10 protein-coding genes are annotated in these 8054 nt (G+C 35.9%); all 10 read left to right on the top strand.

Features of this window, described 5'->3' with window-relative positions; translation table 11 throughout:
• Positions 1 to 973 (top strand): ABC transporter ATP-binding protein (locus Q0F90_RS05575; protein WP_296004092.1); only part of this gene is annotated, 973 nt, incomplete at its 5' end.
• 1 nt (position 974) lies between these two features.
• A complete protein-coding gene (locus Q0F90_RS05570; RefSeq protein WP_296004090.1) occupies positions 975 to 1769 on the top strand; it encodes an RNA methyltransferase in 795 nt (264 codons plus the stop codon).
• Positions 1770 to 1941: 172 nt separating this feature from the next.
• A complete protein-coding gene (locus Q0F90_RS05565) occupies positions 1942 to 2796 on the top strand; it encodes a ChbG/HpnK family deacetylase (protein ID WP_296004087.1) in 855 nt (284 codons plus the stop codon).
• Positions 2793 to 3785 (top strand): lysylphosphatidylglycerol synthase transmembrane domain-containing protein, encoded by a 993-nt coding sequence (locus Q0F90_RS05560; RefSeq protein WP_296004085.1) that lies wholly within the window; start codon positions 2793 to 2795, stop codon positions 3783 to 3785. The genes Q0F90_RS05565 and Q0F90_RS05560 overlap by 4 nt, the downstream gene beginning before the upstream one ends.
• Before the next feature lie 13 nt (positions 3786 to 3798).
• On the top strand, positions 3799 to 4248 hold the full coding sequence (locus Q0F90_RS05555) for an ACT domain-containing protein (protein WP_004695770.1): 450 nt from the start codon (positions 3799 to 3801) through the stop codon (positions 4246 to 4248).
• A gap of 24 nt (positions 4249 to 4272) precedes the next feature.
• The gene (locus Q0F90_RS05550) at positions 4273 to 5562 is read left to right on the top strand and encodes a homoserine dehydrogenase (protein ID WP_296004084.1); all 1290 of its coding nucleotides are present in this window, start codon (positions 4273 to 4275) and stop codon (positions 5560 to 5562) included.
• Positions 5563 to 5565: 3 nt separating this feature from the next.
• Positions 5566 to 6480: a homoserine kinase gene (gene thrB / locus Q0F90_RS05545; protein WP_296004081.1), complete on the top strand. Its 915-nt coding sequence runs from the start codon at positions 5566 to 5568 to the stop codon at positions 6478 to 6480.
• Between the two features lie 55 nt (positions 6481 to 6535).
• Positions 6536 to 7411 (top strand): zinc metalloprotease HtpX, encoded by an 876-nt coding sequence (gene htpX, locus Q0F90_RS05540; protein WP_296004080.1) that lies wholly within the window; start codon positions 6536 to 6538, stop codon positions 7409 to 7411.
• A gap of 22 nt (positions 7412 to 7433) precedes the next feature.
• Positions 7434 to 7841 carry a nucleoside-diphosphate kinase gene (gene ndk / locus Q0F90_RS05535; protein WP_296004077.1) on the top strand — a complete coding sequence of 136 codons (408 nt, stop codon included), beginning with the start codon at positions 7434 to 7436 and terminating at the stop codon, positions 7839 to 7841.
• Between the two features lie 64 nt (positions 7842 to 7905).
• The coding region (locus tag Q0F90_RS05530; RefSeq protein WP_296004093.1) for an ATP:cob(I)alamin adenosyltransferase at positions 7906 to 8054 on the top strand (149 nt) is incomplete at its 3' end.

Raw genomic sequence — 8054 nt, 5'->3', positions numbered from 1 at the left:
ATTCTTTGTTGCATTAATCGTTATTTTTACTACAACAAATATAATAGATTCTGTGGCTGATGCTGGTACTGTATTTGCCTTCATCCAATATATGGATCGATTCTTTCAACCATTAAAAGAAATAGCTGATAAATATAATTCATTACAAAGTGCATTAGCTGGTGCGGAAAGATTAGTTCCTTTATTAGAGGAAGAAGAGCGTCAAATGGCTAATGAAGTTCCTCATGAATTTAGACATATTGAATCTATTGACTTTGATCATGTATGGTTTTCTTATGACAATAACGATATATACGCGTTAGAGGACTTTACGTTAAGTATTAAAGCAGGGGAATTTATAGGCATCGTAGGCCCTTCTGGTAGTGGTAAGTCAACACTTCTATCCTTGTTAATGGGACTTTATAAGCCTACAAAAGGTGCTATCTATATTAATGGCATTGATATTGCGAAATATGATAGTTCTGTACTGCGTCATTTAATGGGCTATGTCTTTCAGCAAGCGTATTTATTCAAAGGTTCTATAAAGGATAACTTAACACTTTTTGACACGTCTATTTCATATGAGGATATGGTAGATGCAGCGAAACAAGTGAATTTAGATTCTATGATTGAACATTTACCAGAGGGCTATAATACACCTGTAGGTTATTTAGGTTCCTTGTTGTCTGATGGTCAAAAGCAATTATTGGCATTTGGACGTACTCTAATTAGAAAAACACCTATTCTATTGCTAGATGAGGCTACAGCCAATATTGATAGTCATACGGAGAAACAAATTCAAGCTAGCATTGAAAATATACGAGGTAGCAAAACCATCGTAAGCATTGCTCATCGACTTTCCACTGTACAAGATGCTAATAAAATAGTGTACCTAGAATATGGTAAAATATTAGAAAAAGGAGCTTTTGAAGAGCTTATCAATTTGAACGGTGCCTTTTATAATCTCTGGAGTAATCAACAAAGCGGGAGTTAGTATGGAATTTATCCAATCGAAAGATAATAAAACGATTAAGCGTATTATTTCATTAGGTCAGCGTAAGAATCGTCAAAAAAATGGTGAATATATTGTTGAAGGCATCCGCTCTATTCGTGATATAGCAGCTATGGGTGCAGTCAAAACAATTGTTATTCGTGAATCTAAATCACAAGATAAAAATGTTTTAGATTTATTAAACTTAGACTCTATTCAATCAGTGCCTACGTATATCGTACAAGATCCTGTATTTGATAAAGTAGATAATACTGTAAATGGTCAAGGTGTTGTTGCTATAGTAGCCAAGCCAAAACATGCTATTGATTCTGTTACTATTGAAGACGGCTTATATATTACACTAGATGGGGTCCAAGATCCTGGTAATTTAGGCACTATTATTCGCACTGCAGTTGCAGCAGGTGTTAAAGGGATATTCTTGATGAAAGGTACTGTAGATCCTTTTAATGATAAGACGGTGCGCAGTACAATGAGCGCTTTACATAAAATACCTTTATATGAAGATGTTACCTTATCAATGTTAAATGATATTGTAGCTGAATCAAATATGACTACTTATGTAACGGCTTTAGAAGATTCTGAACTATATTATTCTGTAGAGTATGCCAAACGAACTATGTTAGTGTTAGGCAATGAAGGTAATGGTGTGACTCCAGAAGTTATGAATCTGTGTACAAATCGTATTATGATTCCTATGTATGGCGATATGGAGTCTTTAAATGTAAGTGTAGCAGCTGCCTTATGTATGTATAAGGTTCAAGAGCAATTGATGAATTAAAAGTTCATTTTTATATTTATGATAAAAATTTATAACATTATAAAAAGTCCTCTACTAGTATACAAGTAGAGGGCTTTTGTATTGATTTATTAGTTGTGTATTTGGTACAATAACATATATCCTTTGTGGGAGAACAAAGTTCTCCCCTTTTTTAATGAAAAGGAAGAAAACTATGTCCAAATTAATTGTAAATGCAGACGATTTTGGCCTTCATAGTGCGGTTAATGCTGGCATTATTGACGGTCATCGTACAGGTATCATTACTAGCACCTCTTTATTAGCAGGTGGAGAAGCTTTTACGGAAGCTGTTAGTATGGCGAAAGAAAACCCTAAGTTGGGCATTGGTATTCATATTGCTTTAGTTGGTGGACTAAAACCAGTATGTGATCCAGCTGAAGTTCCTTCACTCGTAACAAATGAAGGTGTTTTTCCAGAGAGTTATGTTGATTTTATTAAACGCATATACTCTGGCAAAATTAATTACAGTGAATTACGTAAAGAGATTCATGCACAAATGACTCAAATTGTTGATACCGGATTAAAGATTACTCATGTTGATGGTCATCAACATATGCATGTATTGCCTACGGTATTACCTATAGTTATTGAACAAGCAAAATCCTTTGGTATACATGCTATTCGGATACCAGATGAATCTACAGGCTTTATGAACTATATATCTTCTCCATCACGCTTCTTAGGTAAGGTTGGCTTATCAACTGTTGCTGCTAATGCAAGGCCAACAGTACGCAATAACAATATGTTGACCACTCAATATTTCTGGGGGATGATTAATGGCGGAAATATAAACCAAAAATCATTGATGGGGATTTTGAAAAAGGTAAATAATAATTCTGGTACGCATGAATTGATGGTGCATCCAGGTATTAGTAATACAATTCTAGGTAAGCGTTATAACTGGGGGTATCACTGGGAAGATGAGTTACATGCACTTTGTTCCAGTCATACGCGATTGTATATACGACAACATGGTATAGAGCTCATTAATTATGGAGACTTGATATGAGTAAAATGATGAAGAGAGGCATTTTTATGTTTCTCTTGTTATTAGCCGTATCAGTAGGGATTATTTACTATACTATCGACTTAGAATCATTAAAAACTATATCGTCTTTTAATAGTGTATCTTTATTATTAGCAATTGCAGCGCTGGCGGTAGGTATGTATTTTGATGGCCTTCGCTTGCAGCGTCTTGTTAAAATAGGGGGCTACAAACTATCAATCCAAGCAGTTCTACGTGTTATTTTTAGTAACTACTTTATGGCTATGTTAACACCTGGTGCTAGTGGGGGTGCCGTAGCTCAAGTACTAGTATTAAAAAGTTATGGTGTACCCATATCTAAAGGTACGCCAATCGTATTAATACGCACCGTATTTTCCATTATGTTTTTGGTCATTATGTTGCCTATAGTATTTTTACGAGATGCTATTGAAATCCCCTATATTTCACGAGATATGTTGTTGCTGTTTGCTGTGCTTGCCGTTATAGCAACATTACTGGGAACATATATATTACAGACTAAATATATGAGACAGTTTGTTTATAATTTAGCGCAGCGTTTTAAAGCTCATAAAACTAAGGATTGGCTTTCTAAATTAGAAACGTTAAATCAAGGTCTTGGCTTACTCTATAAACAACCGGTCCAATCTTTTATAGTATTTATTGAGTCTGGTCTAAGCTTATTATGCTTGTATTGTATTGCACCGGCATTAATGTTTGCTTTTACACCACATATTCCAATCATCGATATTTTAGATCGTATGATTTTATTAAATCTTATTTTGTATTTTGCGCCAACTCCAGGGGGAACAGGGATTGCAGAAGGACTATTTGTAGTATTGTTTAGTTCCTTTGTACCTAATGGCACAGTTGGTATTGTAGCTGTAGCATGGCGTGTTGTGGCTGAATATTTGCCATTTTTTATCGGTATGTATGCAGTATTAACATTATATGGGCGCCAATTTGTAGCCCAAGAAACTTCAAGAGAACAATAAGGGAGTGTACTCTATGTCTAAACCAAAAAAAGATAAGTTTTATCTGGTGCAAGAAGATATTTTACCAGAAGCGATTAAAAAGACGATCAAAGTAAAAGAAATTCTTAAATTAGGTGAAGTTAAAACAATCAATGAAGCAGTTGAAAAAATGGATTTAAGTCGTTCTGCGTATTATAAATACAAAGACTATGTATTTCCGTTCTTTGAAATTGCTCAAGGGAAAATAGTTAGTATTTATGTTTCCATGTCTAATGAATCCGGCATGTTGTCCAGTGTTTTAAAAGCTATTGCTGAGCGTAACGGCAGTATTTTGACAATTAATCAAGATATTCCATTACAAGGTATTGCCAATAGCAGCATTTCTTTTGAAACTAAGGACCTACAAGGTTCATTAGAAGATTTATTATTGGATATCCGCTCCATGAAGGGCATTATTAAAGTAGAGATTTTAGGCCAAGCATAGGCTAGTTAAGAGAGTAGGACTATTATGACCACTATAAAAATTGCGTTATTAGGTTTCGGTACTGTTGCACAAGGCACTTTTAATTTATTGCAAGATAATGCTGAACTTATAAGAAATCGTACAGGAGTAAATGTTGAAATTTCTAAAATCTATGTACGTAATCCAGAAAAATATAGCCACATTACTTTGCCTGAAACAGCTCAATATGTAACAAATATTGATGATGTATTACAAGATGATAATATTCAAATGGTTGTTGAGCTAATGGGTGGCACAACCTTTGCTAAAGACTGTGTAGAGGGTGCTCTTAAGGCTAAGAAAAACGTCGTAACAGCTAATAAAGATTTATTGGCTGAGTCTGGCCCATATTTATTGGATTTAGCTAGTAAAAATGGAGTAGATCTACGTTTTGAGGCTTCCGTATTGGGCGGTATTCCTATTATTCGTACATTGTATGAATCCTTAGCGGGTAACCGCATTACTGAACTTATCGGTATTATGAATGGTACTACAAATTTTATTTTGACTAAGATGTCCGAAGAAGGTTTAAGTTATCAAGATGTTTTAAAAGAGGCTCAGGATTTAGGTTATGCTGAGGCAGATCCTACAGCAGACGTAGAAGGTCTTGATGCTGCACGTAAGTTAGCTATTCTTGCATCCATTAGCTTTAACCGTCGCATTTTCTTTGAAGATGTAACGGTAGAAGGTATTACAAGTATTGATACAGAGGACATTAAATTTGGCAAAGAGTTTGGATACAACATCAAATTATTAGGTATTGCTAAAGAAACTGCTCAAGGCTTATCTTTAAATGTTTATCCTGCATTTATTCCTACTACACATCCATTGGCATCCGTTCGTGGGTCCTATAATGCGATCTACGTTAAGGGCAATGGTATTGACGACGTAATGCTTTATGGTCGTGGTGCAGGTAGCTTACCAACAGGTAGCTCTGTAGTATCTGACATTATGGAAGTAGCAAAAAATGTTTCTTACAATGAAACAGGTCGTTTAAAACCATTCTATTACGATCAAAAAGATATTTACTCTCCAGGTAAAATTCAATCTAGCTACTACTTACGTTTAGCTGTAGATAATAAAACAGGTGTATTGGCTAAAATTTCTGCCAAATTAGCGGAACAAAAGATTTCTGTTCTATCCATCGTTCAAAGAAATATGGATCCAGAAACTGCCGTATTGGCTATTGTTACATCTAAATGTCCTAGATCTTATATTTTAAATCTTATCGATTCCTTTAATAGCTTGCGTTCCGTTAAGTCTGTTAATAGTGTAATTCGTATTATGGAAGCTTAAACTATGAACACTGTTCGCGTACAAGTACCTGCCACTAGTGCTAACTGTGGCCCTGGTTTTGATTGCTTAGGTTTAGCCTTAAATCTTTATAATATTTTTAGCTTTACACCTGATGTAAATGCTACAGAATATACATATACTTTTGAGGGCTTCGGTGCAGAAATTTTACGCGCCGAAGATCCAAAAAAGAATCTCATTGGATTTGCGATGGATCAAGTTTTTGCTACAGCTCAAGAACCGATTCAATATGGACATATTACGTCTGAAACCTTAATCCCACCATCTCGTGGTTTAGGCAGTAGTAGTACGGCGATTGTAGGGGGACTTTTACTTGCGAATGCATTAGTAAAACAACCACTTTCTAAGGAAGAGTTACTTGTTATAGCAAATCGCATGGAAGGTCATCCAGATAATGTGGCACCAGCTATTTATGGCAATCTATGTTGTGCTACAGGTTTAAAGACAAAAGTATTAAATACAGTTATTTCTGTACCTTCTGAATTGCATTTTGCTGTTGTCGTACCAGAGGTTATGGTATCAACTGAATATGCTCGTTCTGTTTTACCGAACCACGTGCCATTCAAAGAGGCTGTACAAAATGTAAGTCATGCATCTTTGTTTGTAACAAGCCTAATTACGCATCAATTAAGTAATTTGTCTGTTGCATTAGATGATAATTTGCATGTACCTTACCGTAAAACATTGATTCCACATTGTGATGAAGTGTTTGAGGCTGCAAAAGTTGCTGGTGCTTACGGTGCCACGATTAGTGGATCTGGTTCTACATTAATTGCTTATGTAGATAAAGACCATGTGCAAGATGTAGCAAATGCGATGGGTGCTGTATTTACAGCTAATGGCATTGAAAATAAAACCTATTGCTTAGAAGCAGACACAACAGGAGCGTCAATTATCTAGTTTGTGGTATAATTATAGTGTTAGGCATAGTCCATAACTATAATTGGAGGAAACTATGAACAGTATGAAAACAACGCTTTTATTAGCTACACTAACGGCCATTTTAGTGGTCTTAGGTGATATGATTGGCGGTAGAACTGGCATGATGGCTATGTTCGCAGTATCTATGGGCATGAATTTTATGTCCTATTGGTTTAGCGATAAAATTGTGTTAGCCCAATATAATGCTCAACAAGTTACTGCACAATCTCATCCAAAATTATATGGTATGGTAGAAAAATTGGCTAAAAATGGTAATTTACCAATGCCAAAGGTATATATCATTCCTAGTGAAGTACCTAATGCATTTGCCACAGGTAGAAATCCAAGTAACGCTGCAGTTGCCGTTACTGAAGGTATTCAACGTTTATTAACTGATGATGAATTAGAAGGTGTATTAGCACATGAATTAACACATGTTAAGAATCGCGATACTTTAATTAGTACCATTGCTGCGATGATGGCGGGGGCTATCTCTATGATTGCTCACGTTCTTCAATTCTCTGCAATCTTTGGTCGCTCCGATGATCGAGAAGGATCTAATCCTTTAGCATTAATTGGTGCCATCATTATTGCTCCTATCGCAGCCGGTCTTATTCAGATGAGCATTTCTCGTGCTAGAGAATTCTTAGCTGATGAAGGTGGCGGAGACATGTGTCGTAATCCGTTAGCTTTGGCCTCTGCTCTTGCTAAAATCGATTACTATTCTAAACATGGTGCCTTGCCAAACGCGAGTAATGCAACAGCCCATATGTTTATTATTAACCCTATGATGGGTATTGGTGAAAGCTTGAGTAATCTTTTTAGTACACATCCTCGTACAGAAGAACGTATTGAAAAGCTAAAAAAACAAGCAATGAATCCTAAATATAAAGAAAAAGCAAAATTCTAATTCGTATCTACAGGAGGATATCATGCAAGAAACATTAGTTTTAATTAAACCAGATGCTGTCAAGCGTCAATTAAGTGGTGAAATTCTTAGCCGCTATGAACGCAAAGGTCTTGTTATTAAAGCATTAAAATTATTACAAGTACCTCGTGAACTGGCTGAAGAACACTATGCAGAGCACAAAGAAAAACCTTTCTTTGGTGAATTAGTTGATTTTATTACATCTGGTCCAGTTCTTGCTTTCGTTTTAGCAGGTGAGAATGCAATTGTATCCGTACGTGCTTTAAACGGGGCGACAAATCCTGTAGATGCTGCCCCTGGTAGTATTCGCGGTGACTATGCCTTAACATTGGACGCTAATGTAGTACATGCTTCTGATTCTCCAGAAGCTGCTGCTCGTGAAGTTAGCCTTTGGTTCCCAGAATACAAATAATCTCAAGGTTGAGATCATGTAGCTTTTATTTCTACATCCATGTATATCTATAGGAGGTAATAATATGGCAAGTAGTGTTTATACAAAAACAGGTGATGCTGGTACAACTGGTTTATACACAGGTGAACGTGTACAGAAATCATCTTTACGCGTAGAAGCTTATGGTACAATCGATGAATTACAAGCTTTCTTAGGCTTGGCTCGCTCCTATGC

Source organism: uncultured Veillonella sp. (assembly GCF_934190855.1).
Lineage (GTDB): Bacteria > Bacillota > Negativicutes > Veillonellales > Veillonellaceae > Veillonella.
Note: the sequence above shows the minus strand (reverse complement) of the source record. Positions and strands in the feature narration are given on the sequence as shown.